This window comes from Bradyrhizobium sp. 154 (assembly GCF_023073875.1).
Classification (GTDB): domain Bacteria; phylum Pseudomonadota; class Alphaproteobacteria; order Rhizobiales; family Xanthobacteraceae; genus Bradyrhizobium.
Genome location: NZ_JADPKG010000023.1, coordinates 95,972 through 119,632 on the forward strand (window position 1 = coordinate 95,972; position 23,661 = coordinate 119,632).

The window sequence follows — 23,661 nt, forward strand, 5'->3', positions numbered from 1 at the left end:
GACACTTTGGACAATAACAAAACATTGCCGCTCGACGGCGTGATCGTCATCGATCTCGGCCAGGTGTATCAGGGTCCGTATGCCGGCTTCCTGATGGCGCAGGCCGGTGCGACCGTGATCAAGGTCGAGCCGCCGAACGGCGAGCCGGTGCGTCATCGCGCCCGCATCAGCAAGGGCAACGCCGTCCCCTTCGCGATGCTGAACGCCAACAAGCGCAACATCAGCCTGAACCTGAAGTCGCCTGATGGAGTCAGGGTCCTGAAGGAGCTCGCGGCGAAGGCCGATGTGCTGATTGAGAACTACGCGCCGGGCGTGCTCGATCGATTGGGCATCGGCTATGCCGAGCTCAGCGCGATCAATCCGCGGCTGATCTACGGCTCGGCGACCGGCTACGGCCTGTCGGGTCCGAGCCGCGACAATCTGGCGATGGACCTGACGGTGCAGGCCGTGTCGGGTATCATGAGCGTGACGGGCTTTTCCGATGGTCCGCCGGTCAAGGCCGGCCCGGCTATCACCGACTTCATCAGCGGCGTACATCTTTACGCGGGCATCCTCACCGCGCTCTACGACCGTGAGAAGAGCGGCCGCGGCCGGCTGGTCGAGATCGCGATGGTCGAGACCGTCTATCCGGCAATGGCCTCGAATCTGGCCGATGTCTTCAATCGCAAGGCGGCGGCTCCCCGCACGGGCAACCGTCACGGCGGACTGGCCGAGGCGCCTTATAATGTCTACCCCGCATCCGACGGCCACGTCGCCATCATCAGCGTCAACGAATCCCATTGGACTGGACTGACGCGCGCGATGGGGCGGCCGGAACTGGCCGACGACGTGCGCTTCAAGACGGTGCTTGACCGTTTGAAGCACATCGACCTGACCGACCAGATGGTGTCCGACTGGTCCTCGCAGCTCACGCGCGACGAGATCACCGAGCTCTGCCGCGCCAACCGGGTTCCTTGCGCCGCGGTTCGCGACCTGCGCGAGGTGACCGAAGACAAGCATCTCCACGCCCGCGGCATGCTGCGCGAGATCGCCCATCCCGAATACGGCGACATCCTCGTTCATCGCAGTCCGCTGGTGCTGCATGATACAGCGGCGCCGGACTACATCCCGTCCGCGCGTCTCGGTCAGCACAATGGCGAAGTGCTGTCGCAATATCTCGGCCTGTCCGACGGCGAGATCGATGCGCTCCGCCGCGCCGGCGCCATCGCACAAGCATGACGAACATCGAGGGGCGAATGTCTCGGTCCGCGAAATTCAGGGGGAGATCACAATGGTCAAGCTGTTTGAAAGCATCGCATTCCGTGGCGTCGAGCTGAGCAACCGCATCGTCGTCTCGCCGATGGGGATGTATTCGGCCGTGAACGGTTACGTCACGCCGTTCCATCTGGTTCACTACGGCAAGTTCGCCCAAGGCGGCGCCGGTCTCGTCTTCGTAGAGCAGACATCGGTCACCCGGAAGGGGCGCATCACCAACGGCGATCCCGGATTATGGGAAGACGGCCAGATCGACGGCATGCGCCAGATCGTTCATGTCATCAAATCCGGAGGCTCAAAAGCCGCGATCCAGATCAATCACGGCGGACGCAAATCCAGCCAGCAGCGCGCGTTCCGGGGCAACAGCCATCTGACCGACCGCGATATCGAGATGGGCGAGGAAACCTGGGTGCCCACGGGCCCGTCGGATGTCGCGTTCTCCGATGGTTTTCAGACCCCTATTCCTCTCAGCAAGCAAGGTCTCGAGGGCGTGCGCGATGCCTTCGTCGCGACCGCGCGGCGCGCCGTGCTCGCGGGTTTCGACGTCATCGAACTTCATATGGCGCACGGCTACCTGCTGCAATCGTTCCTGTCGCCGCTCGCCAATTTCCGCAACGATGAATATGGTGGCAAGCTCGAAAACCGGATGCGTTTTCCGCTCGAAGTGACGCGCGCCGTAAGGGCTGCGCTTCCTTCATCCACGCCGTTGTTCGTGCGCATATCCGCGACAGACTGGATCGACGGCGGTTGGGAGATCGAGGACAGCGTTGTCTTCTCCCGCGAATTGAAAAAGCTGGGCGTCGATCTGGTCGACTGTTCGACGGGCGGCAATCTGCGCGCCGGATCGACCAATGCCAATCTCGGCCGCGGTCCCGGCTACCAGGTACCCTTTGCCGAACGCATTCGCTGTGACGCCGACATTGCGACCGGCGCCGTCGGCATGATCCGGACCCCTGACTTCGCCGAGAAAGTCCTGCAGGACGGGCGGGCCGATCTCATCTTCCTCGCCCGCCAGATGCTCTACGATCCGTTCTGGGCTCTCCACGCCGCAGAGCATTTCGGGTTGACCGGCAATTTCGAAAAATGGCCCGAGCAATATGGCTGGTGGCTGGCGAAATGGGGCGGCGCCCTTCGAGCAAATGGCGAAAGCCTGGACGGGGTGGAGCGATACCGCGAGGCGGCCGAATAAGACCTCGCTCGCGCGGATCTCGTCGCGAAATCAATCGAAGTTCAAGAAACAGACATTTCCAAAGGGAGTGAAGAAATGAAAAGTGCGCTGGCAGCATCGATGGTTTTCCTGAGCCTTGCTTCGGCTCACGCGCAGGCGCCTGCATCGAAGCCGGTCAAGCTCGGCGTGCTCAACGATCAGTCGGGGCAGTATGCGGATGCCGCCGGGCCTGCGGCGGTCGAAGTCGCCAAAATGGCGATCGCCGATTTCGGCGGCAAGCTGCTGGGACAGCCGATCGAGCTCACTTTCGCCGATCACCAGAACAAGACGGATATTGCTTCGGGCATCGCCAGGCGATGGATCGATACCGAAAACGTCGACGTCATTCTCGATATCGGCAACTCCGCGGTCGCGCTGGCCCTGGCGGACCTCGTCCGCGACAAGAACAAGATGATGATTGTGTCGTCGGCGGGCGCTTCGACGATCACCAACGAAAAATGCTCTCCCAACACTTTCCAGTGGACATACAATACCAACACGCTGGCGCGCAGCACAGCGAAGGCTTTGATGAACCAAGGCGGTAACGAATGGTTCTTCCTGACGGCCGATTATGCCTTCGGTCATGCGTTCGAAACGGATGCTTCGGCTGTGGTCAAAGCGAACGGCGGCAAGGTCGTCGGCTCGGTGCGCCACCCCTTCAACACCAGCGACTTCTCCTCCTTCCTGCTGCAGGCCCAGAGCTCCGGCGCCAATGTGCTGGCGCTCGCCAATGCCAGCGGTGATACCTCCAACTCGCTGATGCAGGCTCACGAATTCGGCTTGCTCGGTCTCAAGAGCAAGATGAAAGTTGCAGCGCTGCTGTTTCAGATCACCGACGCCAAGTCGGTCGGCCTGAAGAACATGCAGGGTCTGTACACGTCGGAAGCCTTCTACTGGGATCGCAACGATGCCTCGCGCGCGTTCGGGAAGCGGTTCTTCGACAAGCTCGGCCGCATGCCGACCATGGTTCAGGCCGGCATGTACTCGGCGACCATGCACTACCTGAAGGCCGTCCAGGCGGCCGGCACGCTCGACACCGCTGCGGTACTAGCAAAATTCCGCTCAATGCCCGTGAACGACTTCTTCTCGGAGACGGGCTATGTGCGCGAAGACGGCATGCACATCCACGACTACTATCTGCTGCGGGCAAAGACGGTGGAGCAGTCCAAGACGCCGTGGGATTTCTATGACGTCGTCGCAACCGTCCCGGCCGAAGACGCCAACATTCCGCGCGAACAAAGCAAGTGTTCGCTGATGAAGAAGTCGTGATCGCCAGGTATTGTGAGAAAGCCGGGCGGCGGACGCAGTGCTGCCGCCTGGCGCTGCCGCGGATGTCGTCAACGTGCGTCCCTTTTCACATCCATGGAAATGCTGCGCCGTCAGTGACACGCATTGGCACGCGAACACCGGCCCCCTAATCTTCCCCGCAACAAACAAGGGAGTCCGGGATGAACGAAACGCTGCTGTTCTCGCCGCTACGCATTCGGGACGTCGCATTCAAGAACCGGATCGTGGTCCCGCCGATGCTGCAATACGTTGCGGAGCGCGGCTTTCCGACCGCCTGGCATATCGCCAACGCGGGCAAGTTCGCCGCAGGCGGCGCCGGCATGGTGATCGTGGAGTCGACCAAGGTCGAGCGCCGCGGCTGCGGAACGGTCGGAGACCTCGGCATCTGGGACGACAAGTTCATCGCTCCGCTCCGTGACATCGCGAGCTTCATCAAGTCGAACGGCGCCACAGCCGGCATCCAGCTCGGTCATACCGGCCGGAAAGGAAAGGCCCGGCGGCCCTGGGAGGGAGATGGCACCCTCTCCGCCCAGGACCTTGCTGACGTCGATGACGTTGACGGCTGGGACCTGATCGGTCCGAGCGCGCTTGCGTTCGGCAACGGCTATTTCACGCCCCGCGCGCTGGAGCGCAGCGAAATTCCCGATGCGATCGACGCCTGGGGCAAGGCGGCCGCGCGCGCCGATCGGGCCGGCTTCGACGTCGTCGAGCTGCACGCCGCCCATGGTTATCTGATCCATTCGTTCCTCTCGCCGGAAGCGAACCAGCGCACGGACGATTATGGCGGCAGCGAAGCCAACCGCATGAGGTTTGCCATCGAGGTCGCCGAGTCCGTGCGCGCCAACTGGCCGGCGTCGAAGCCGTTGTTCGTCCGCCTGTCGATAGAGGACGAGGCCGGCTGGGGTCCGACGGAGAACGCCAGGCTAGTGCGCATCCTCAAGACGAAGGGCGTCGATGTCATCGACTGCAGCACCGGCGGGCTCAACAGCAAGGTCCCCAACTTCTTCCGCCTCAACGAGTACGGCTATCAGGTCCAGTTCGCGGACTATATCCGCCGCGAAGCCGATATCATGACCATGGCAGTCGGTCTCATCATTCACGGCGACCAGGCCGAAGCGATCCTTCAGGACAAGAAGGCCGACCTCGTCGCCGTCGGCCGCGAGTTCATCCACAACCCGAACTGGGCGATGGATGCGGCGCAGAAACTCGGCGTCGACCCGACTTTCAGCGCGGTCCCGCCGCAAATGGGTTACTGGCTCGAAAAGCGGGCCCGCCGCGGCTTTGGCGGAAATCCCTCCACATGGCAGAAAGGCATCGCGGCGGATAGCTGATAACCGCCGGGGGTGGTTGCGCAGCGACATTGCCTGTGCTGATTGTTTGCGGAGCGTGCTGCGGCTCGCCTCGTGAACATCCAGCAATGCGAGCCATCACCAGACATGTCGTACCAAGATTTGATCAAGCAGACCGAGGCCCGACGGCCAGCGGCTTGGGAGTTGCTCGGCGTCGGCGCTGTCGCCTACGATCAGACACGCGATCGCGTCGTGATCGAATGGCATGCCGAGCCGCGGCATTGTCATTCCACTGAAGGCCATCCCAAGGGTGGCATCGTGCAAGGTGGAATCGTCACGGGCTGGCTCGATGCGGCCATGGCGACCGCCAGCTTGCTGCGCGGTGAATACCTGATCACGGTCGCGAGCCTGGAGATCAAGGTCGCATTCCTGCTTCCGGCGCATCCCGGCCTGTACCGCACCCATGGCAAGGTCGTTCGGCAGGGCCGCAGCATCGGCTTCATGGAGGCCGAGCTGCGGGACGCCAACGACGTGCTTATCGCAACTGCGAGTTCGACGGTGGCTCTACGGCCCAGGAATTCCGCCGGGCCCAGCCCGGCGTGATCTTTTTGCAGCTCTCGGCGATCAGAAGCCGTAGAGCCGGGTCGGATTGTCGATCAGGATCTTTTTGCGGACGGCTTCGTCAGGCACGCAACGCCTGAACAGATCCATCAGCACGGACTCCTTCGGGACGGCGTCTTCTGCGTGCCCGACATGCGGCCAGTCGCTGCCCCAGACCAGCCGGTCCGGGTTGGCGGCAACCAGCGCCTTCATGAAGTCCTCGGTGTCCTTGTACGGGCTGCCAATGCGCGTGTTGCGGTCCGCGCCAGACAGCTTGCACCAATAGCGGCCGCTCTTGAGGCCGCGGTCGCAGAACCACTGGTAGCCGCTGTAACTGACAGTTTTGTCTGCCATGGTGCGGCCCTGGTGGTCGATGACGAAGTCGAGCGGGAGCTTTTCGATCTCCGGCGCAAGCTGCTGCAGATCGCCGGTCTCGATCCAGAGCTGCGCGTGCCAGCCACGCTCGGCGATGCGCGGCGCCAAGGCCTTCAGGTCGTCCAGATTCATGCCGCCGCCCGACAACACAGGCTTGCCGTCCTGATACAGGAGATTGATGCGCACGCCCTTGAAGCCGGCATCGGTCAACTCGTCCAACCGCTTGTCGGTCACGTCCTGATTGAGGATAGCGACTGCACGCAGCTTGTCCGGAAAACGCTTCAACGCCTCGAACGTCACCTCATTATCCGAGCCGGCATTGCCTGCATGGACGATCACGCCGCGCGAAATGCCGATCGACTTCCAGACTTCGAATAGCATCTCGACCGGGAATTCCTGCTTCGGAGCAAATTTGCCGGAATAGTCGACCGGGAAACGATCAAACGGCCCATAGATGTGGACGTGGCAATCAGCGCTGCCATCCGGCAATTTTTCGAGCTTCTCGATCATTTTGCCCCCTCACTTGCCGGTGAAATTGGCGGATCGGCGCTCCGCCGTGGATTTGACGCCTTCACGGAAATCGTCCGTCACGCGCAGACGGTTCTGCTCGGCGAGTTCATGGTCCGTCGCCTTCTTGACGCGGTCCGCCAGTCCGGCACGCATCGTCGCACGGGTGGACAGCAGGCCGAGCGGCGAGCATTCGGCAATCTCCTGCGCGAGCGACATGGCGGCCGCGCGAACCTGGTCCTGAGGAACCAGCACGCTGGCCAATCCCATCGCCAGCGCCTGTTCACCGGTGACGCGCCGGCTGGTGTAGAACATCAGCTCGGCGTTCGACTTGCCGATGGCTTCCGGCAGGGTGACGGTCAGTCCGAAGCCCGGATGGAAGCCAAGGCGCGTGAAGTTCGCGGCAAACCGGGCCTCGGGGCAGGTCACACGGAAATCCGCCGACATCGCGAGGCCAAAGCCGCCACCGATCGCGGCGCCCTGCACCGCTGCGACGATCGGCTTCCTGTTCCGGAAGATGCGGACGGCCTCGATATAGAGGTGGCCGCCGTCTCGCTGGTCGCCACTGGCCGGCGCGTCCCGGGCCGGCGTATTGAAATCCGCGCCGGCACAGAACGCCTTGCCCTGCGCGGCAAGAACGACGGACCGGATCTCGCTGTTTGCATCGATCTTTTCGAGCGCATCGGCGATGTCGCGGATGAGCTGAAGATCGAAATAGTTCAGCGGCGGCCGCTGGATCTCGATCATTGCGACGTGGCCCTGCGTGGTAACCGCGATATCAGTGCTCATGTGGTGTCAGATTCCCTTTTCTTGATCAGCGAAGTCCGAATCCGCGCGCGATGATGCCGCGCAGGACTTCCGTGGTGCCGCCCTGGATTGTCAGCTTCGGTGCGATCTTGAGCTCGAAGTCGAGCTTGTTGCGGAAGGTGTCCTCCTCGTCGTCCTCGAGGTCGAGCAACGAGGCGAGCTCGCGAACCCGGTGCGGCAGGCCCTGCTCCCACACCGTGCCGAGGTCCTTGACGATCGCGGCCTCCACAACCGGTTCACGGCCTGCTTCGAGCATCCCAGCCACCGAGACCGACATGCGGCGCAGCGTGTGCAACTGCGCGACCAACCGACCGATGCCGACGGTCACGCGCACGTCCGGTTTCGCGCCCGCCGCGTGAGTGAGAGCAAGCAGCGCGTCGTAGGTTTCGAGAAACCGTTCAGGGCCGGAGCGCTCATAGGCCAGCTCGCTGGTTGCCTGCTTCCAGGCACCGTCGACCTCGCCGATGACGTGATCGTCCGGGATGAAAGCGTCCTGGAACACGACCTCGTTGAAGTCGCGCTGGCCGCTCATCTGCCCGATCGGCCGGCAGGTGATGCCCGGCGTCTTCATGTCGACCAGGAACGACGTCAGGCCGTGCCGCCGGTTCTCCTTAGTCGAACCCGAGGTCCGGAACAGGCCGATCATGTAGTCCGCAATGTGCGCGCTGCTCGTCCAAACCTTCGTTCCGTTGATCAGCCAGCCGCCGTCCGTCTTGGTCGCCTTCGTGCTTGCCGCGAACAGGTCCGAGCCGGAGTTGGGCTCGCTCATGCCGATGCAGAAGAACAGCTCGCCGCGGATGATGCGGGGAAGGACGTCCTGCTTGATCTTTTCATGGGCGTATCGAATGAGGGTCGGGCCGCTCTGCCGGTCCGCGACGAAGAAGCGCCGCACGGGCGCATTGGCGATGCGCATCTCCTCGGTGACGACATAGCGCTCGAGGAAGCTGCGCTCCTGACCGCCATATTTCTTCGGCCACGTCATGCCGATCCAGCCTTTCGCGCCGACGCGGCGCGAGAACTCGTCCGCGTTCTTGTCGCCGACCTCCGGCCTGTCCGGATCGAACGTGCCGGCAGCGATCTCGCTTTCCAGAAACGCCCGGACCTCCTTGCGCAGTTCCTGGCAATGAGCCGGCAGGCGCATGGCATCGAAATGAATGAGGGACATCGCGGCTCCTTTCAGCGAGAGGCCAGCAGGGGCCAGAGTTTCCGGGGACCTCTGGCTGCAATGAGCTCGCCGAGCTTGAGACTCCAGAACGTTTCGTCGCCAAACTCATCCCGCCACGACAGCAGACGGAGCGTGAACCGGTGCAGGATATGCTCGTCAGTGAAGCCGATCGCGCCGTGCACTTGATGGGCAATGCCTGTCCCGACCTCCGCAGCCTCGCTGCAACGGATCTTGGCCGCTGCGATCTCCAGCAATGCGGCGTCGTCATCGAAGCTGGTATTGACGATGGTATCAGCCGCTGACGCCGCAGCGGACGCTGCCGCAGCAACTTCTCCACCGAGCCGCGCGAGGCTGTGCTGGATCGCCTGGAATTTCGAGATCGGCTTCTCGAACGCCACACGCTGCTGCGAGTAAAGAACGGAGAGTTCGAGGATCCTGTCCAGAGAGCCTGCAATCTGCTGCGCTCGCACAGCTGCGCCCATCAGCAGGAGGACGTCCTTCTCGCGCGCTCCCGATTCCTTCAGGCGCGCACGATGAACCGGCAGCACGTTCGCGAACTCCACGGTGTCGCGCGCATCGCCCGCCAGGCTTTTGCCGGGCTTCAGCTTGCAATCGGCCGTTCGGACCAGAGCCACTGACGGCCCGTCGTCTCCGGTGGCCAGAACGACGAGATGCTCGACATCGCTTGCAAAGGGCACCATGCGGGCCCGGCCGTTGACGCGGCCGGCCTTGTCGAGCGTGAGATGATCCTTCGGCCGCACCGGCGCCACCGTCATCGGGCCGCCCGGCGCGGTCAGACCCGCACGATCCAGCAGCCACCCGGCGAGAAGCGTTTCCGCGAGTGGCACTCCCAATGCCGCGCGGCCGGCCTCGCGAATGATGCCGAAGCCATCGTCAAGCGACGCCCCTGCCCCGCCAGCGGTCTCGGAAGCCCAGGCAAGGTCCAGCCCGATCTCCTGAAGCGACGACCAGAGCGGTACCTTCCAGGCATCGTCGCGGCTTTGGACAATGGTCTGCGGATCGGCCAAATCCGCAAGGACACGCGCGGCAGTTTCGACGACGAGGGTTTCCGAAGCTGACATCGTCATTCTCTCGTTAGGTGGATGAAGGGTGCGGGCCGATTACGCCCTCGGTTCGGAGCACGGCGATTTCGGATTCCGACATGTCGAGCATAGACGACAGTACCTCGTCGGTGTTCGCACCCAATCTGGAGGAGATCGCGGCCGGCAGCCTGTCGGCACCGTGGATGCGGATCGGGCTGTCCGGAATCACGATCCGTCCGAATTGCGGATGCTCGAGCCATTCCAGCATCCCGCGCGCATGCATATGCCGGTCATTGCAGACCTCTTCGAGGTCGCGGACCGGCGCGGACGGAACCTTGAATTTCGCCAGGGCCGCGCAGGCCTCCTCGCGGGTGATCTTCGAGCTCCAGTCCGCGATCAACTGGTCGGTTTCGTCCATGTTGCGAACGCGCGCGACCTTGTCGCGGAATCGCGGATCGTCCGCGAGTTCAGTCCGTCCGATCGCTTGCAGCAGATTGCCCCAATGCTTGTCGTTGGTCGCAATGATCGCGATGTAGCCGTCGCTTGCCGGATAGACGTTGTAAGGCGCCGCGGAGAGCCCCCCGTGTCTATTGCCGGTGCGCGGCGGTGCCCTGCCGATGTCGTACATGTACGCCAGGTTCGAGGCGAGCGCGGGAAACACGGCCTCCTGCATCGCCACTTCCACCAGCCGGCCGACGCCCGTGATCTGCCGCTCGTACAACGCCGTCACCACCCCGGCATAGAGGTGAATTCCACTCATGAAGTCGACCAGGGCCGGGCCGGCCTTGACGGGCGGACTATCTGGAAAGCCGGTGACGCTCATCAAGCCTGACACGGCCTGAACCGTCACGTCCATGGCCAGATTGTCCTTATCCGGACCCGACAGTCCGTAACCGGATCCCGATGCGTAGACCAATCGGGGATTGAGCTCGTGCAGCACGGACCAGCCGATGCCCAGACGATCCATCACACCCGGTGCGTAGTTTTCCAGGAGGACGTCGGCGTCCTTGACCAGACGCTTGAGGATCTCCTTGCCTTTCGCGGATTTCAGATCGAGGGTGATGCACTTCTTGTGGCCGTTGAGCATCGCGAACGGCGCGCCCGAGCCGCGGCTGACGCTGTCGCGCTGACGCACCGGCTCACCGGCCAGCGGTTCGACCTTGATCACCTTGGCGCCGGCCTTGGCCATCAGGTAGGTCGCGTACGGCCCCTGATAAACCTGCCCGAGATCGATGACCGTGAGGCCATCGAGTGGAAGATTGCGTCGACCTTGCATGTGTCTGTCTCAAATCCCTGCAACGAACTGATTGCGCTAAGCGCCGAGATAGGCTTCCTGGATATCAGGGGCATCGGCGATTTCGCCGGCCGTTCCTTCGCGCACGATCGAGCCCACTCTGAGGACATAGGCGCGGTCGGCAATCTTGAGCGCCGCGCGCATGTTCTGCTCGACCAGAAGCGCCGAGAGGCCTTTGGCCCGCAGCGCTCCAATCGCGCCGAGCACGAATTTGGAGAAGAACGGCGACAGACCGAGTGACGGTTCGTCGAACAGGATGAGCCGCGGACGCGCCATCAAGCCGCGGCCGATCGCCAGCATCTGCTGCTCACCGCCGCTGAGATTTCCGGCCGCCTGCCGGAAACGTTCGCGCAGGCGCGGAAACATGTTCAGCACGTCTTCGACCGAGAACACGGGGCCACTGCCGAACGCGTCGACGATCTTCAGGTTCGCTTCGACAGTCATCGACGGAAATATCTCGCGTCCCTCGGGGACGTGGCTGATGCCCGCGCGGCTGAGCGTCCAGGGTTTGCGCCCATCGATGCGCTGTTCGGCGAATTCGATGCGGCCCGCGGTGATCGGCAGAACGCCGGAGATGGCATTCAGGAGCGTGGTCTTGCCGGCGCCGTTGGCGCCGAGGATGGCGACGATCTCGCCGCGATTGACCGAGAGCGAGACTCCGCGGAGGGCAACGACCTTGCCGTAAGCTGCCGAGACGTCCTTGACGGTCAGCAGCGTGCCGTCACTCGTCATCGTCAGCCCCCAAATATGCGGTCACGACCTCCGGATGATTGAGAACGTGATGTGGCGCGTCTACCACGACCGGCGTGCCGTCGACGACGACGAGCGCGCGGCCGCAAAGCTGCCGGATGACGGCCATGTCGTGCTCGACGATCAGGATCGTCCGCCCCGGGGCTATCGCACGGATCAGCGCGATGAAATCGGCAGTCTCGCGGCCGTTCATGCCGGCTGCGGGCTCGTCGAGGAACATGATCTTGGGATCGGACATCAAGGCGATGCCGACGGCGAGCCGGCGCTGCACACCATAGGCCAGCACGCCGGCCTTGCGGTGCCGCTCGCCGTCGAGGCCGATCAGCGCGAGCACCTCCTCGACGCCGGCCTCGAAAGCCCGCTGATCTTCCGCATACGACTTGCTACCGACGATCCGTCCCAGCACCCCGTGGTGAAAGCTTGCATGGCGCCCGAACAGGAGATTTTCGAGCACCGTGCTTTCGGCGAACACCGCTGTCCTTTGGAAGGTTCGGGCGACACCCGAGCGCGCGATGTGGTGCGGCGGCATCCCCGCGATCTCGCTGCCCATGATGCGGATCGATCCGCTTGTCGGGGCTGTGATACCGCAGAGGATGTCGAACAACGTCGACTTGCCCGCGCCATTCGGACCGATGATGCCGAAAATCTCGCCTTCCTGAACGTCGAGGCTGACGCCGTTCAAGGCCGTCACGCCTCCATACCGCTTGACGATATCCCGGGCCGAGACGGCCGGACGCTCAGCGACTGCGATCGTCATCTGTCTTCCCTCCGAACCGATCCCGCAGGACGACACCCAATTGATGCAGACCGCCTGGGGCAAACATCATGATCAGAATGATGATCGACGAGAACACCAGGATCCTTATGTTCGGATCGAGGTTCAAGGCCTGCGGAATCAACGTGAACATTGCTGCACCGATGACGGGACCGACCACAAGCTGAGCGCCGCCCAGCAGTACCATCAAGAGTCCGTCCACAGTGTTTGCAACGCTGAACACCTCGGGTGTCACGATCTGGCTGTAGGGAACAGCCAGAGCGCCGGCCAGCGCAGCGAACGGCGCGCTCAGCATAAATGCCTTCAGCCGGACACGCGCGACATCGACGCCCACCGAGCGGGCGAGATGGGGATTTTGGCGCACACTCTCCATCGCGGCGCCGAAGGGAGACCGGCGCAGGGCTACGAGAAAAAGGATTGCGAGCAGGAGAATAGTGGCCGTGACCGCGAAGTAGGTTTGCGGATCCGACAATTGAAGTGGACCGATCTCGATTGGCGGGAACCCGAACAGACCGAGCGGACCTCCGGTAATTTCCTCGAGATTTGTCGCCGCTACCATGGCGACGCCGGTAAGCCCCCACGAGACGATCGAGAAATACGCACCGGTCAGGCGCAGCGTAATGACGCCGATGATCGCGGCCAGCACTACGGACAAGACGAGCGCGATGAGCACCGAGACCTCGAAAGGCAGCCCCAGTTTGCCCATTCCGATCGCCGCGCCATAAGCCCCGACACCGAAGAACAAGCATTGGCCAAGCGGGACTTCGCCGACACCGCCGAGGATGATGTTGATGCTCAAGGCAAACAAGGCGAACGCGCAGGTATAGCCTGCCAGAGTTACCACAAACGGGTCGGTGAAGGTGTAAGCGAACACGGCGATGACAATGAGGGCGCAGGCGACGTAGGAGGCCTCCCGCGCGGTGCGTGCAGACCTTTCCCTGTCCGAGACAGCGAGCTGCTTCCTGTCGATCATCGTGCCGAAGTCCTGGGTCGCCATACTAGTGCCGATGCTGCTGGAGTTGACCAAGCAGTCCCTGTGGACGGAACAGCAGCGTGGCGATGACAAGCGCCCAGCCCAACGCGGGCGTCCAGGAGACCGAGACATAAGTTTCGAACAGCGCGTTGGCGACACCGATCAGAAGCGCTCCCAGCATCGCGCCGGGAATACTGCCCATGCCGCCGAGGATCACGACAGTAAATCCGACGATCAGGGCGCTATATCCCATGGTCGGATAGATCGTCGTGATCGGCGCCAGCAGGGCACCGGCAAGACCCGCCGCGGCGACCCCGAGCACAAAGGCAAGCGCGCGTATCCAGGGCACGTCAATCCCGGAATAAAGCGCACCGCGCGCGTTCTGGGCAACCGCGACGACCTGCTGACCCTTGATGCTCAGACGAAGCCACAGGCCAAGGGCACCGAGCACGAGCACCGAGAAAACGAAGATGAAAGCGCGCTGCGAAGTGACGAAGATCCCGAAAAATCGCATCGTGCTCTGCCCTAAAGGCGACGGCACAGGAAGCGGATCCGGCCCGAAGATCAGGATCAGTCCGGCCACCGCCGCCTGACCGAGCGCGAAGGTCACGATCAACGAGCCGTGATGTGAGTCTCCGTAGAGGCTTCGCCTGATGACAATCCATTCGGTCAGCGCTCCGATGATCACGACTATCAGGACGGACAGCGGAACAGCGGCCAAATAGCTCAGGCCTTGCGACGTCAGCAAATAGCAGGCGTAGCCGCCCATGGCGAAGAACGCGCCATGGGCAAAGTTTGCGATGCCCACGATTCCAAAGATCAGCGTCAGGCCGACGGCGATGACGGCATAGCCGGCGCCCAGCACCAATCCGTTGACCAGGGTTTGAGCCAGAAGTTCCAAAGGCGACGTACCTTCTACTTTGATCTGCGGTCGATCTTCAGTTCGAGCTGACGCGCTCGAGCTGAACGACAGCCCCGTTCTCGACCCGCTGAATGTAGAAGTACGGCGCGCGCGCCCTGCCCTTTTCGTCGAACTTCAGCAGGCCACGCGGGCTCTGCCAGGCGCCTTCGCGAATGACCTTGGAGATCTTGTCGTAGTCGCTATCGGTGCCGGCCTTGTCCATCGCGGACGCAATCAGGTTGATCGCTTCGAAGATCACCAGTTCGCCTTTGCCCGGGACACTGTTGAACTTCTTCTGGTAATTCTCGACGAATTCTTTCCCGTCCGGCCCCGGATCGGACGCCATGAAAATCTCACCCGTGATAACGCCATTCATGGCGCCTTCTGAGGGTTTGATCATGCCCGGCGTCACAACGCCTGGCGACATCACCTCAGTCTTGAAGCCACCGATTTGGCGCACCTGCTTCCAGAGCTGAGCAGCGCGCGCCGGATAGGCGTCGGCGACGTAAATCATGTCCGGATTGCTTGCCTTGATCTTGGTGAGGATCGACGTGAAGTCGTTCGTCTCCGCGTCGTAGGTTGATGTACTGACCAGCTCAATGCCAGCCGACTTGAGGCTCTCTCTGAGCTTCTCGAGAACAGTTTTGTTGAACTCGGAATTCTCGCCCATGTAGGCGACCGTCTTCGGCTTCAACGTCTTGACGATATAGGCGTTAAACGCCTCCGAATTCAGCGAGACGGTATTGTTGATTTGAAATAGCCAGGGGCTGCCCTGATCGGTGATGGCATCGGCCTGTGCGCCCGCGTTCACCTGCAGGATCCGCTTCTTCGTCACGGAAGATTCCGCGAGCACGACCGAGCTATTGGTCCCACCGGTAATCGCCTTCACGCGCCCGACGGACATCAGCTTCTGGACCGCTGCGACTCCGCCCTGCGGAGTGCCTTTTTCGTCTTCGAAAACCAGCTCGAGCTTCCGGCCACTGAGAATGCCGCCGCGTTGATTGATGAGGTCCGCTGCATATTCGGCGCCGCGCTGCAGCTCTTGTCCGTAAGTCGCTGCCGCGCCGCTCAGCGGCAGCGCAAGGCCGATCTTTACCGGGTCCGCAGCCATCGCGCTGGGCGCGTAAGCGAGCTGCAAAGTGGTGGCCACGACGGCCCCTGCCGAAAACATGACCTTTATACGATCCGCAAGCTTCATCGTTCTTCCCTTATGATTTTCTGCCGGACGCGCTGCGACGCCCCGGCGGGTTCCTTGAATGCAGGTCGGCTCAGATGTTCGAACTCAATTCAGATTGCGCTGAAAGAGATCGAACAGGCGCTCCCAATGTCGCTCAGTGCTGGCCTTGTGGTAGAGGCGCCGGCTTGGAAACGCGAAACCGTGCTCGGCTTCTGGATAGTATTCCAACCGTCCGTTAATACCGGCCGTCTTAATTGCCTGCGACACCTGCTCCAGCATCTCGGGCGGTGCGTAGTGATCGTGTTCGGCGAGGGCAAAGTAGATCTCGCCCTTGATCTTGTCCGTGACGAGATGTGCGGAATCTGGTTGGTCGGTGACGAGCCGAGCACCATAGACAGACGCGCCTGCGGCCATGCGATCCGGAAACACGCCCATCGCGCGATAGACGTAGCGGCCGCTCATGCAATAGCCAACGCATCCCGTCTTGCCCTGTCGCGCAGCCTCCTCATTGGCGAGGAAGTCGAACATGACCTGAGTGTCTTCCATCACCATCGTGTTGGTGAGATGGCGGTTGAGCTTCCACATCAGCTCCAGCTTGTCCACGCAAGCCGGGTCCCACAGGCGATTGGCGTCGAGATCAACGCAGCGGACCATGCGGTAATACATGTTCGGCATGATGACGTAGTAGCCGACCGTCGCGAGACGCCGACACATGTCTGACAGCTCCTCGCGGACACCGACCGAGTCCATATAGAAGATGACGACAGGGAACGGTCCTGGACGGTCAGGATGAAACACATACGTGTTCATCACCCCATCCCTGGTTTTCAGATCGACGACCTTCTCCTGCACGATCCCACCCTTATTGACCATCTTAGTATCTCCGCGCATTCGGGGCGTGGAGTGGGAGGACAATGTGCCGAGCCGATGCTGAAAGCTAGAGCATTACAGATATGCGTTGATATTTACAGATATGTGAAAATGAACTGCTTAGTCGCGGGCTTTCGTCGCAGGTGTGAGGTCCTCCCTTGAGACGAATTTGTCGATGCCTTCGCGCAACGATCTGAGGATCTGCGTTCGCTTGGAAACCAGCCGTTCAACCGGGCCCCCGACGCCAATCGCCAGGATGCGACCATGACGCCGCTCCGGGAGCAACATGCCAATCACTCCAGCACCGGCTGTAACGGTATGAAGGGAGATGACGTAGCCATCTTTGCGGATCTTACGGAGTTTTTGCATCAGCTCCTTCAGGTCGACCTTCTTCTTTCGGTCCTCTTCTTCGAAGTTGATGCGGCGCACGAGCTTCTCGACCACATCATCCGAACGGGCGCTCAATAGCATCCATCCAAGGCCCGAGCGCGCGAGGGGCCGGATCGTCCCTGGTCTGATCGAAAACTGGATCGTGCGCGGTGATGGCTGAACATGGATATATTGCATGTACAGGTCACTCTGCGTTGCGATGCTGACGGTCTCTTCCGTTTCCTTGTTGAGGTGGTTGACCAGCGCCGAAATTCCACGCTCGCCGAAAAGCGCGCCCTGCACCCAGTGTCCGAGCTGAACGATCCGCATCGTCGGCATGTAGGTCCGCGAATAGCGGTCGAAATCGACATAGCCGAGCACCACCATGCTCTTGAGGACCGCGGACGCGCTGGAGACGGGATAGCCGAAGCGCAACGCGACCTCCTTGAGACTCAACGGTCGCTGCACTTCATCGAAATATTCCAGTATTTCGAACAGCCGCTTGGCCGTCTTGATGACCTCTTTGGACATATTTCCTCGCTTTCTTTTTCACATAGATAGAAAAGTTTTCCCGTGGACGAAAGTTATTTCGCGGAATCCTCGTGTTTGCTACAAGGCGCTCGCCAACAGAGGTCGCCAATGGTTTCCGCCGAACAGATGAAGTTCGAAGTGTCCGATCGTGTTGCGACGATCACGTTCGACCGGCCGGACAAGATGAACGCCTGGACGTCGGTCATGGAGAGCGAGCTGCGCCGCCTGATGACGATCGCGTCCGAGGACGTCGGCGTGCGCGCGATCGTGATCACCGGCGCGGGCCGGGGCTTCTGCGCCGGCGCCGACATGGGACGCCTCTCCGACGCATCGTCGGGAAACACGAGCGCCGCCCCCCCGGTGGTCCCCGCGGAAAGTGACGATGATCTGGCGCAGCGATACAGCTACCTGCTCGCCGTCCCCAAGCCGATCATTGCGGGCATCAATGGCGCCATCGCAGGTGTTGGTCTTTGCATCGCGTTGTATTGCGATTGCGCTTCATGGCCGCGGGTGCAAAGCTGACGACATCTTTCGCCCGGCGCGGCCTCATCGCAGAACACGGCAGCGCCTGGATGTTACGTCAGCTCATCGGGCCGATGAATGCCGCGGACCTTCTTCTTTCGGGGCGCGTCGTCGAGGCGGCGGAAGCCGAGCGGCTTGGCCTCGTCCGAATGTTGCCCGCAGACACTTTTCGCGAGACGGTTCAGCAGACCGCGTCGGATTTCGCCAATCTCTGCTCGCCCCGATCCATGCGCATCATCAAGCAGCAACTCGCGGCAGCCCCTCGGCAAACGCTCGCCGAAGCAACGCAGCTAGCGAACAGGGAAGTCGCGATCTGCCGGGGAACCGAAGACTTCAAGGAAGGCGTTGCCCATTTCGTCGAAAAGCGCGCGCCGCGCTTCACCGGCAAGTAAACGCGAGCTCGTGGTCATCTTAAATTGGTGTGAGGTCCGTGCTGAGCGCCTGCCCCCGATCATCGAGGCGGCCGGGCTCGGCTCGGCGGGGGCAATATTGTGATCAGCCGTGACCGGCAAGGAGCGCAAGAAAGCTGCTGCCTTACGTGGTGATGCTCCGCTCAACATCGGCCTCGACACCATTCGTTGCTAACGCCAATCTCGTGGGCGGGAGTGGAAGTAGCAGCAGGCCCCAAGTCGCATTTCCCGAATGGTCTCGCGAATTACTAGGAAAGCGTCATGGCCTACCTTCCCGTCGGGCCGCAGTTAATAGGTCGGATCAGGTAGCGAGGGTCGGTATCCGCCTGCCAACGAACTCATCTCGATGGCCCGCGTGGATTCCAGCGCGATCTCGTCGAGTTCCTCCTTGGTCACCTCAATGAATTGGTCTCGAACTGGTATCGCTTTACGATTTCCTAGTTACGATATCCTCGTTGGGCACCCTCATCGCCGGTATCACGTCAACTTTAAGGTACTTGATGCGGTGCCCAGTGGCCCGTTGAGCTGGTTCAACGCGAACTTCTCGCTCTCCGATGTCGCCAAGTATACGTGTAACTCCGCTTCACTTTGCTCCCTGAGATGCTCGCATCGGTTCTGAGGCAACGAAGCGCAGCGGGCTGGTTGGTCAATCACGTGTTTTGCTAGTGCGATGCTAGTATGGACACTGCTGTGTCGTCATACTCGGACAGCAGTCGGCAAGTCTCCGAGTCATTCGCAATGGGCCAACCATCGTCAGGCAGGACACGACGGAAACCCAAGTCCAGCGGACACGCTTGAGCCGATCTGGATGGCTATGCGACAGTGACGGCCTTGCCGTCGATGGCCGCCTGGATTTCAGCTTCGCTCAGGCCCGCTTCGCGCAACACCTCGCGCGAATGTTCGCCGAGGCGCGGCGCCATGCGATGGATGCCGGCCGGACTTTCCGAGAACTTCGTGGCCGGGCGCGCCTGCCGGATACGTCCTTCGGTGGGGTGGTCGATATCGGCGAACAGTCCGACGGCCGCGAGATGCGGCTGCTCGCCGATCTCGGTGATGCGGGCAAAGGCGGCGTGCGGCACGTCCAGCCGCAGCAGCAATTCCTCCCACTCCGCGGTGGTGCGGGTCGGGCCGATCTCGCTCATGCGGTCGTAGATCTTGTCGATGTTCTGGGAGCGCAGCACGGGATCGCGCACGCCGAGTTCGTCGCTCAATTCAGGGCGGCCGACAGCCTCGAAGAAAGCGCACCAATTGTCCCCGGAGTAGGGCAGCATCGTCAGCCAGCCGTCCTTCGTCCGGACCGGGCGCCGGTTCTTCATCCGCTTGTAGCCGGTCGGCCCGATCGGCGGATCGAAGGCATGGCCGCCCAGCATCTCGATGCTGTTGAAGCCGGCGATGGTCTCCAGCATCGGCACCTCGACCATCTGGCCCTGCCCGCTGCGTTCGCGCCGGAACAAGGCGGCAGAGACGGCGCCAGCCATCGCCATCGCACAGATCTTGTCCCCGATCAGGCTCGGTACGAATTCCGGCTCCTCGTCCGATCCGATCGAGGATGCTAGGCCGGAGGCGGCCTGAATGATCTCGTCGAACGCGGGGCGCGCTGCCCACGGGCCGTCCTGGCCGAAGCCCGTCGCCGCGGCGTAGATCAGCCGTGGATTAAGTTTTGCGCAATCACCATACCCGAACCCAAGTCGCGCCATCGCGGCTGGCCGCACATTGGTAACGAGCGCGTCGACGGTCGGGATCAGCTTCGCCAGCGCGGCCTTGCCTTCGGGATGCTTCAGATCGAGCGCGAGGCTGCGCTTGTTGCGGTTGACCGCCATGAACTGGCCGCTCATGCCGCGGTTTCGAAACACCCCGGTGTAGCGCCAGGTGTCGCCTCCAGGCGGTTCGACCTTGATGACATCGGCGCCCCAGTCGCCGAGCATCTGCGCAGCATAGGGACCGAACAGCACGCTCGTCAGATCGAGAACGCGGATACCGCTGAGAGGGCCGGTTGGTGCCATCGTCTCTTCACTGTCGTTGGAGGAACGGTTGCGGGGGCAAGTTCGAGCAGGCTAGGCTGCCGCCCTGCCCGCCCATTGTATTGCGTCGACGCTATTCGCCGATCACGTCGCCGAATAGCTCCCAGGACTTGCCGTTGAAGCGCGCCATCTGCAACTGACGGATCGGCGTCACCTGCTGGGCCGAGGTGTTGAGCTTGATGCCGGGCAGCAGCATCGGCAGCTCGACATCATTGAACGACTGCGTCTGCTTCATCAGATTGGCGCGCGTCAGATCGTTGCCGGCGCGCTGCAGCACCAGCTCCATGATCTGTGCCATGGTGTAGCCGGTGACGTTGAAGATGTCGGCAGGATCCGCTCCGGAATTGTAGGTCTTCATCCATTCGCGCCAGGCCTTCATACCGGCGTCATTCTCCCAGCGCGGATCGCCGGGATCCTTCTGGAAGGCGCCGGTGACGATGCCGACGGAATTTTCGAGCCCGGCCGGTACCAGCACGGAGCCGACGGAATTGGAGACGGCAGGAAGGATGATCTGCGGCTTCCAGCCGAGTTCGGCGATCTTCTTGATCGCCTGCGCCGCGAATTTCGGCGTGCATTCGTTGAAAACAACGTCGGCGCCGGCGGCCTTGAACTTGACGATCTGGGAATCGACGGTCGGGTCCGTCGTCTCGTACACCGCTTCCGAGACGATCTGGTTGACGTGCTCGCCGAGACCTTCCTTGAAGCCGGCGAGGTAGTCGCGGCCGGGATCCTCGTTCGGCGTGATGACTGCGATCTTGGCGTCGGGCTTGTTGGCCAGAATCCATTTGGCGTAGATTCGGCCCTCGGTCCGGTAGGTCGGCTGCGAGCCGGTGGTCCAGGGGAAATGCTGCGGATCGTTCCAGCGGCTGGCGCCGCTCGACGGGAACAGCTGCGGGATCTTCTTGGCGTTGAGATATTTCTGCGCCGCGATGTTCGGGCCGGTGCCGAGCATCGAGAACATCGCCAGCACCTCGTCGCTCTCGGTAAGGCGCCGAACCTGCTCGACAGTCTTCGACGGCGAATAGCCGTCGTCCATGCTGAGCAGCTCGATCTTTCGGCCGTTGATGCCGCCCTTGTCGTTGAGCATCTTGAAATAGGCGATCTCGGCGCGGCCGATCGCGGAATAGGCGGAGGCCGGCCCCGAATACGGCATTGTCTGGCCGAGCTTGATTGTCGTGTCCGTCGCACCCGTATCGTAGCTTCCGGCGATTGCAGCCGAAGCGGCACAGAAACTTGTGAATAGAGCGACGGCGCCAAGCCCGAATTGTCTTCTCTGCATTTCTAGATTTCCTCCTGCCAAGACCATGGCTGCGAGTTGTTGCGCCGCTCGGCCTTGGGTCGTTTGTTCTTGATTGTCCTAAGCCGCAGTAATCTCGACATCGGCCAGGGAGCTTATACTCGCGTTTTGCCCTTTGAGATGTACCGGAGATGTCAGACGCTTATGCGCCACTTGCAACCACTCCGTTTGTGAGGCGCATCGTGACATTTCCCCTTGTGAAGCGTCGCCGTTTGTTTCGGACCGTCGCAATGGACAGGTCCCCCGCTAATGACTGGACCGAACCTTCAGGAGGGCATTAATTAAGCCCTGGTATAGCGCCGCGACCGGATTTCGATGGGTTAGACATGCCTAGGACAAGAAAGAAAGCGTTGGCGGATAGCCACATCACGGAAGCTACGAGCTACGGGCCTCCGGCGACCGGATCGGTCAAGTCGGCGGGACGTGTGCTGCGAATTCTCGAATTTTTCGACGAGATCCAGCGCGACGCGCGCGTTGCAGAAGTAGCCGAGCGGCTGGAATTTCCGCAATCGTCGACCTCGATCCTGCTCAACTGCCTCGTCGAGCTCGGCTACATGGACTATCTGCAGGAAAGCCGCAGCTTCCTGCCCTCGCCGCGCGTCACCTTGCTCGGAACCTGGCTCGACAAGGGGCCTGTCAGAAACGGCAGCCTGATACGGATGCTCGAAGAGCTGTCCCAAAAGACTGGCGATACCGTCATCATCGCCGCCCGGAGCGGGATCTATGCGCAATATATCCACGTTTTGCAGGCGCGAGCGACCATGCGCTTTCATGTTCCGCCAGGGTCCAGGCGCCTCGTGGTCTGGTCGGCCACCGGGTTTGCGCTGCTGAGCGCCAGCAGCGACAAGGAGATCCGCAGCCTCTGCACGCGCACCAACGCGGAAGCCGCGCTCGACATACCGCGCATCGACATCAACCGGGTGCTCGAGAACGTCGAGCGCACGCGCCATGAAGGCTTCTTCTTCTCGGCGGGTCTCGTCACCCCTGGCGCCGGATCGATTGCCGTGCCGCTTCCCGCGAGTATCGATGGCTGGAACCGGGCGCTTGCTGTCGCGGTGTCGGGTCCTCTTCAGGATATCACGCGGCGGCAGACGGAGATCGTGGCCCTGCTCAACGATGTCGTGCAGCGCTATCTCCGCCCTATATCCTCGAGCTAGAGCGCACCGGCAGCTGCCGGCCCGTCGACGAGCAGCGGCCACAGGCCCTCGCCGCCCTGCGCGCAAATCATCCGGCCGATTTTTTCCTGCCACCAGGGTTCAGCCCCCCATTCGTCGCGCCACGACCACAGACGGCGGGTGGCGTAATGCAGCGGATGCTCCTGGGTGAACCCCATCGCGCCATGGACCTGATGGCAAAGGGCCGCGACCTGCCCGGCGGATTCGCCGCAGCGGGATTTTGCGATCGCCACAGCCAGCGCGTCATCGCCCAGCCTCGGCGATTCCGTCAGCGCATCGCCTGCCGCCGATGCGGCGGCAAAGTGGCCTGCCGCAATCGCCAGCATGTGCTGGATCGCCTGGAATTTCGCGATCGGGCGGCCAAACTGGACACGCTCATTGGCGTAGGACAGCGCATAATCCATGCACCGCTCCATCCCGCCGATCATCTGCTGGACACGGATGGCAGCGCCAAACGGCATCAGGCTATCCGGGCCGAGACAGGAGGGCGCCGGCAGGATATCGCTCGTGGCGAGTTGCACACCGCTGAAGTCGACATCTTCGCGTGGCTCATAGGCGACGTTCCGCCGCAACTTGTTCGAACGCGCTTTATCGGTCGGTACGCGACAGAGGAAGGCCTTGCCATTCGCGTCGCGTGCGAAGACGAGCGCCGTCGCTGCCTGTTTGCCCCAGGCGACATGCCGGGCCACACCTTGCAGAGTCGCGCCCGTGGCGCTTGATGCGAGCGCGACGCGATCCTGCGGATTGACCGGCGCAAGCGTCACCGCTCCTGCGATAACCTCGCCGCCGGCGTCGGTCCAGAGCGCGTTGGCTATCATGGTCTCCGCCAGCGGTAGCGGGACGGAATGAAATGCCGATCTGCGGATCAGGTTTGCCGCAACGTCCGCGGCCAGCCCCGCCCCGCCTTTCATTTCGGTCACCAGCGCCAGCGGCAGGCCGGCATCTTCTACCGCACGCCAAAGCGCATCTGGCCATTGACCGGAGTCGGCCGCCGACAGGACCTTCTTGTCGATGTGTTGTGCGAACAGGCGGTCGGCCTGCTCGAGCACGATTGCGGACATG

21 protein-coding genes and 2 pseudogenes are annotated in these 23,661 nt (G+C 62.1%); 7 read left to right on the top strand and 16 right to left on the bottom strand.

The features are described 5' to 3' along the window. Nucleotides 1-6: 6 nt before the first annotated feature. From IVA92_RS03460 to IVA92_RS03480, 5 genes are all read left to right on the top strand, one after another. Entirely contained in the window at nt 7-1,218 is a 1,212-nt protein-coding gene (locus IVA92_RS03460; protein ID WP_247279455.1) for a CoA transferase, read from the top strand. After that, a complete protein-coding gene (locus IVA92_RS03465) occupies nt 1,181-2,443 on the top strand; it encodes an NADH:flavin oxidoreductase/NADH oxidase (RefSeq protein ID WP_247534134.1) in 1,263 nt (420 codons plus the stop codon). The genes IVA92_RS03460 and IVA92_RS03465 overlap by 38 nt, the downstream gene beginning before the upstream one ends. A gap of 75 nt (nt 2,444-2,518) precedes the next feature. After that, on the top strand, nt 2,519-3,730 hold the full coding sequence (locus tag IVA92_RS03470; RefSeq protein ID WP_247279457.1) for an ABC transporter substrate-binding protein: 1,212 nt from the start codon (nt 2,519-2,521) through the stop codon (nt 3,728-3,730). 179 nt (nt 3,731-3,909) lie between these two features. Beyond that, nucleotides 3,910-5,079 carry an NADH:flavin oxidoreductase/NADH oxidase gene (locus tag IVA92_RS03475; protein WP_247279458.1) on the top strand — a complete coding sequence of 390 codons (1,170 nt, stop codon included), beginning with the start codon at nt 3,910-3,912 and terminating at the stop codon, nt 5,077-5,079. Between the two features lie 105 nt (nt 5,080-5,184). Continuing rightward, a complete protein-coding gene (locus IVA92_RS03480) occupies nt 5,185-5,640 on the top strand; it encodes a PaaI family thioesterase (RefSeq protein WP_247279459.1) in 456 nt (151 codons plus the stop codon). 21 nt (nt 5,641-5,661) lie between these two features. Here IVA92_RS03480 and IVA92_RS03485 read toward each other — a convergent pair whose 3' ends face one another. The 12 genes from IVA92_RS03485 to IVA92_RS03540 all read right to left on the bottom strand — a co-directional run bounded on the left by IVA92_RS03485 (nt 5,662) and on the right by IVA92_RS03540 (nt 17,174). Next, nucleotides 5,662-6,522 carry an amidohydrolase family protein gene (locus IVA92_RS03485; protein ID WP_247279460.1) on the bottom strand — a complete coding sequence of 287 codons (861 nt, stop codon included), beginning with the start codon at nt 6,520-6,522 and terminating at the stop codon, nt 5,662-5,664. Between the two features lie 9 nt (nt 6,523-6,531). Beyond that, nucleotides 6,532-7,308: an enoyl-CoA hydratase/isomerase family protein gene (locus tag IVA92_RS03490; RefSeq protein WP_247279461.1), complete on the bottom strand. Its 777-nt coding sequence runs from the start codon at nt 7,306-7,308 to the stop codon at nt 6,532-6,534. A gap of 25 nt (nt 7,309-7,333) precedes the next feature. Continuing rightward, nucleotides 7,334-8,491 carry an acyl-CoA dehydrogenase family protein gene (locus tag IVA92_RS03495; protein ID WP_247279462.1) on the bottom strand — a complete coding sequence of 386 codons (1,158 nt, stop codon included), beginning with the start codon at nt 8,489-8,491 and terminating at the stop codon, nt 7,334-7,336. Nucleotides 8,492-8,502: 11 nt separating this feature from the next. Continuing rightward, nucleotides 8,503-9,573: an acyl-CoA dehydrogenase family protein gene (locus IVA92_RS03500; protein WP_247279463.1), complete on the bottom strand. Its 1,071-nt coding sequence runs from the start codon at nt 9,571-9,573 to the stop codon at nt 8,503-8,505. Nucleotides 9,574-9,586: 13 nt separating this feature from the next. Further along, a complete protein-coding gene (locus tag IVA92_RS03505) occupies nt 9,587-10,810 on the bottom strand; it encodes a CoA transferase (protein ID WP_247279464.1) in 1,224 nt (407 codons plus the stop codon). Nucleotides 10,811-10,846: 36 nt separating this feature from the next. Next, entirely contained in the window at nt 10,847-11,560 is a 714-nt protein-coding gene (locus tag IVA92_RS03510; protein WP_247279465.1) for an ABC transporter ATP-binding protein, read from the bottom strand. Then, nucleotides 11,550-12,335: an ABC transporter ATP-binding protein gene (locus tag IVA92_RS03515; RefSeq protein WP_247279466.1), complete on the bottom strand. Its 786-nt coding sequence runs from the start codon at nt 12,333-12,335 to the stop codon at nt 11,550-11,552. The genes IVA92_RS03510 and IVA92_RS03515 overlap by 11 nt, the downstream gene beginning before the upstream one ends. Next, nucleotides 12,316-13,350 carry a branched-chain amino acid ABC transporter permease gene (locus tag IVA92_RS03520; RefSeq protein ID WP_247279467.1) on the bottom strand — a complete coding sequence of 345 codons (1,035 nt, stop codon included), beginning with the start codon at nt 13,348-13,350 and terminating at the stop codon, nt 12,316-12,318. The genes IVA92_RS03515 and IVA92_RS03520 overlap by 20 nt, the downstream gene beginning before the upstream one ends. A gap of 1 nt (nt 13,351) precedes the next feature. Continuing rightward, complete coding sequence (locus IVA92_RS03525; protein ID WP_247279468.1) at nt 13,352-14,227, bottom strand: branched-chain amino acid ABC transporter permease; 876 nt, start codon at nt 14,225-14,227, stop codon at nt 13,352-13,354. 37 nt (nt 14,228-14,264) lie between these two features. Then, on the bottom strand, nt 14,265-15,425 hold the full coding sequence (locus IVA92_RS03530) for an ABC transporter substrate-binding protein (protein WP_247279469.1): 1,161 nt from the start codon (nt 15,423-15,425) through the stop codon (nt 14,265-14,267). Nucleotides 15,426-15,509: 84 nt separating this feature from the next. Beyond that, nucleotides 15,510-16,277: a dienelactone hydrolase family protein gene (locus IVA92_RS03535; RefSeq protein ID WP_247279470.1), complete on the bottom strand. Its 768-nt coding sequence runs from the start codon at nt 16,275-16,277 to the stop codon at nt 15,510-15,512. Between the two features lie 117 nt (nt 16,278-16,394). Continuing rightward, nucleotides 16,395-17,174 carry an IclR family transcriptional regulator C-terminal domain-containing protein gene (locus IVA92_RS03540; protein WP_247279471.1) on the bottom strand — a complete coding sequence of 260 codons (780 nt, stop codon included), beginning with the start codon at nt 17,172-17,174 and terminating at the stop codon, nt 16,395-16,397. Between the two features lie 108 nt (nt 17,175-17,282). On the opposite strand from IVA92_RS03540, the pseudogene IVA92_RS03545 reads away from it, so the two are divergent. Further along, a pseudogene (locus IVA92_RS03545) lies at nt 17,283-18,088 on the top strand (enoyl-CoA hydratase-related protein). A 240-nt stretch (nt 18,089-18,328) separates the two neighbouring features. On the opposite strand, the pseudogene IVA92_RS03550 reads toward IVA92_RS03545, so the two are convergent. From IVA92_RS03550 to IVA92_RS03560, 3 genes and pseudogenes are all read right to left on the bottom strand, one after another. Continuing rightward, nucleotides 18,329-18,730: pseudogene (locus IVA92_RS03550) on the bottom strand (Ku protein); the annotation flags it as partial. 188 nt (nt 18,731-18,918) lie between these two features. Beyond that, nucleotides 18,919-20,109, bottom strand: coding sequence for a CoA transferase (locus IVA92_RS03555; protein WP_247279472.1), 1,191 nt, complete (start codon nt 20,107-20,109; stop codon nt 18,919-18,921). 91 nt (nt 20,110-20,200) lie between these two features. Next, on the bottom strand, nt 20,201-21,406 hold the full coding sequence (locus tag IVA92_RS03560) for an ABC transporter substrate-binding protein (protein WP_247279473.1): 1,206 nt from the start codon (nt 21,404-21,406) through the stop codon (nt 20,201-20,203). 344 nt (nt 21,407-21,750) lie between these two features. On the opposite strand from IVA92_RS03560, the gene IVA92_RS03565 reads away from it, so the two are divergent. Beyond that, entirely contained in the window at nt 21,751-22,581 is an 831-nt protein-coding gene (locus tag IVA92_RS03565; protein WP_247279474.1) for a helix-turn-helix domain-containing protein, read from the top strand. Here IVA92_RS03565 and IVA92_RS03570 read toward each other — a convergent pair. Next, nucleotides 22,578-23,660 carry an acyl-CoA dehydrogenase family protein gene (locus IVA92_RS03570; RefSeq protein ID WP_247279475.1) on the bottom strand — a complete coding sequence of 361 codons (1,083 nt, stop codon included), beginning with the start codon at nt 23,658-23,660 and terminating at the stop codon, nt 22,578-22,580. The genes IVA92_RS03565 and IVA92_RS03570 overlap by 4 nt on opposite strands. Nucleotide 23,661: the final 1 nt, after the last annotated feature.

Excerpts from the sequence above, each read along its gene's own strand:
- IVA92_RS03520 (WP_247279467.1), bottom strand. The coding sequence starts at position 13,350 with ATGGCGACCCAGGACTTCGGCACGATGATCGACAGGAAGCAGCTCGCT.
- IVA92_RS03490 (WP_247279461.1), bottom strand. The coding sequence starts at position 7,308 with ATGAGCACTGATATCGCGGTTACCACGCAGGGCCACGTCGCAATGATC.
- IVA92_RS03480 (WP_247279459.1), top strand. The coding sequence starts at position 5,185 with ATGTCGTACCAAGATTTGATCAAGCAGACCGAGGCCCGACGGCCAGCG.
- IVA92_RS03475 (WP_247279458.1), top strand. The coding sequence starts at position 3,910 with ATGAACGAAACGCTGCTGTTCTCGCCGCTACGCATTCGGGACGTCGCA.
- IVA92_RS03505 (WP_247279464.1), bottom strand. The coding sequence starts at position 10,810 with ATGCAAGGTCGACGCAATCTTCCACTCGATGGCCTCACGGTCATCGAT.
- IVA92_RS03570 (WP_247279475.1), bottom strand. The coding sequence starts at position 23,660 with ATGTCCGCAATCGTGCTCGAGCAGGCCGACCGCCTGTTCGCACAACAC.
- IVA92_RS03465 (WP_247534134.1), top strand. The coding sequence starts at position 1,181 with ATGCGCTCCGCCGCGCCGGCGCCATCGCACAAGCATGACGAACATCGA.
- IVA92_RS03540 (WP_247279471.1), bottom strand. The coding sequence starts at position 17,174 with ATGTCCAAAGAGGTCATCAAGACGGCCAAGCGGCTGTTCGAAATACTG.
- IVA92_RS03470 (WP_247279457.1), top strand. The coding sequence starts at position 2,519 with ATGAAAAGTGCGCTGGCAGCATCGATGGTTTTCCTGAGCCTTGCTTCG.
- IVA92_RS03560 (WP_247279473.1), bottom strand. The coding sequence starts at position 21,406 with ATGCAGAGAAGACAATTCGGGCTTGGCGCCGTCGCTCTATTCACAAGT.
- IVA92_RS03555 (WP_247279472.1), bottom strand. The coding sequence starts at position 20,109 with ATGGCACCAACCGGCCCTCTCAGCGGTATCCGCGTTCTCGATCTGACG.
- IVA92_RS03510 (WP_247279465.1), bottom strand. The coding sequence starts at position 11,560 with ATGACGAGTGACGGCACGCTGCTGACCGTCAAGGACGTCTCGGCAGCT.
- IVA92_RS03500 (WP_247279463.1), bottom strand. The coding sequence starts at position 9,573 with ATGTCAGCTTCGGAAACCCTCGTCGTCGAAACTGCCGCGCGTGTCCTT.
- IVA92_RS03485 (WP_247279460.1), bottom strand. The coding sequence starts at position 6,522 with ATGATCGAGAAGCTCGAAAAATTGCCGGATGGCAGCGCTGATTGCCAC.
- IVA92_RS03530 (WP_247279469.1), bottom strand. The coding sequence starts at position 15,425 with ATGAAGCTTGCGGATCGTATAAAGGTCATGTTTTCGGCAGGGGCCGTC.
- IVA92_RS03495 (WP_247279462.1), bottom strand. The coding sequence starts at position 8,491 with ATGTCCCTCATTCATTTCGATGCCATGCGCCTGCCGGCTCATTGCCAG.
- IVA92_RS03535 (WP_247279470.1), bottom strand. The coding sequence starts at position 16,277 with ATGGTCAATAAGGGTGGGATCGTGCAGGAGAAGGTCGTCGATCTGAAA.
- IVA92_RS03515 (WP_247279466.1), bottom strand. The coding sequence starts at position 12,335 with ATGACGATCGCAGTCGCTGAGCGTCCGGCCGTCTCGGCCCGGGATATC.
- IVA92_RS03565 (WP_247279474.1), top strand. The coding sequence starts at position 21,751 with ATGCCTAGGACAAGAAAGAAAGCGTTGGCGGATAGCCACATCACGGAA.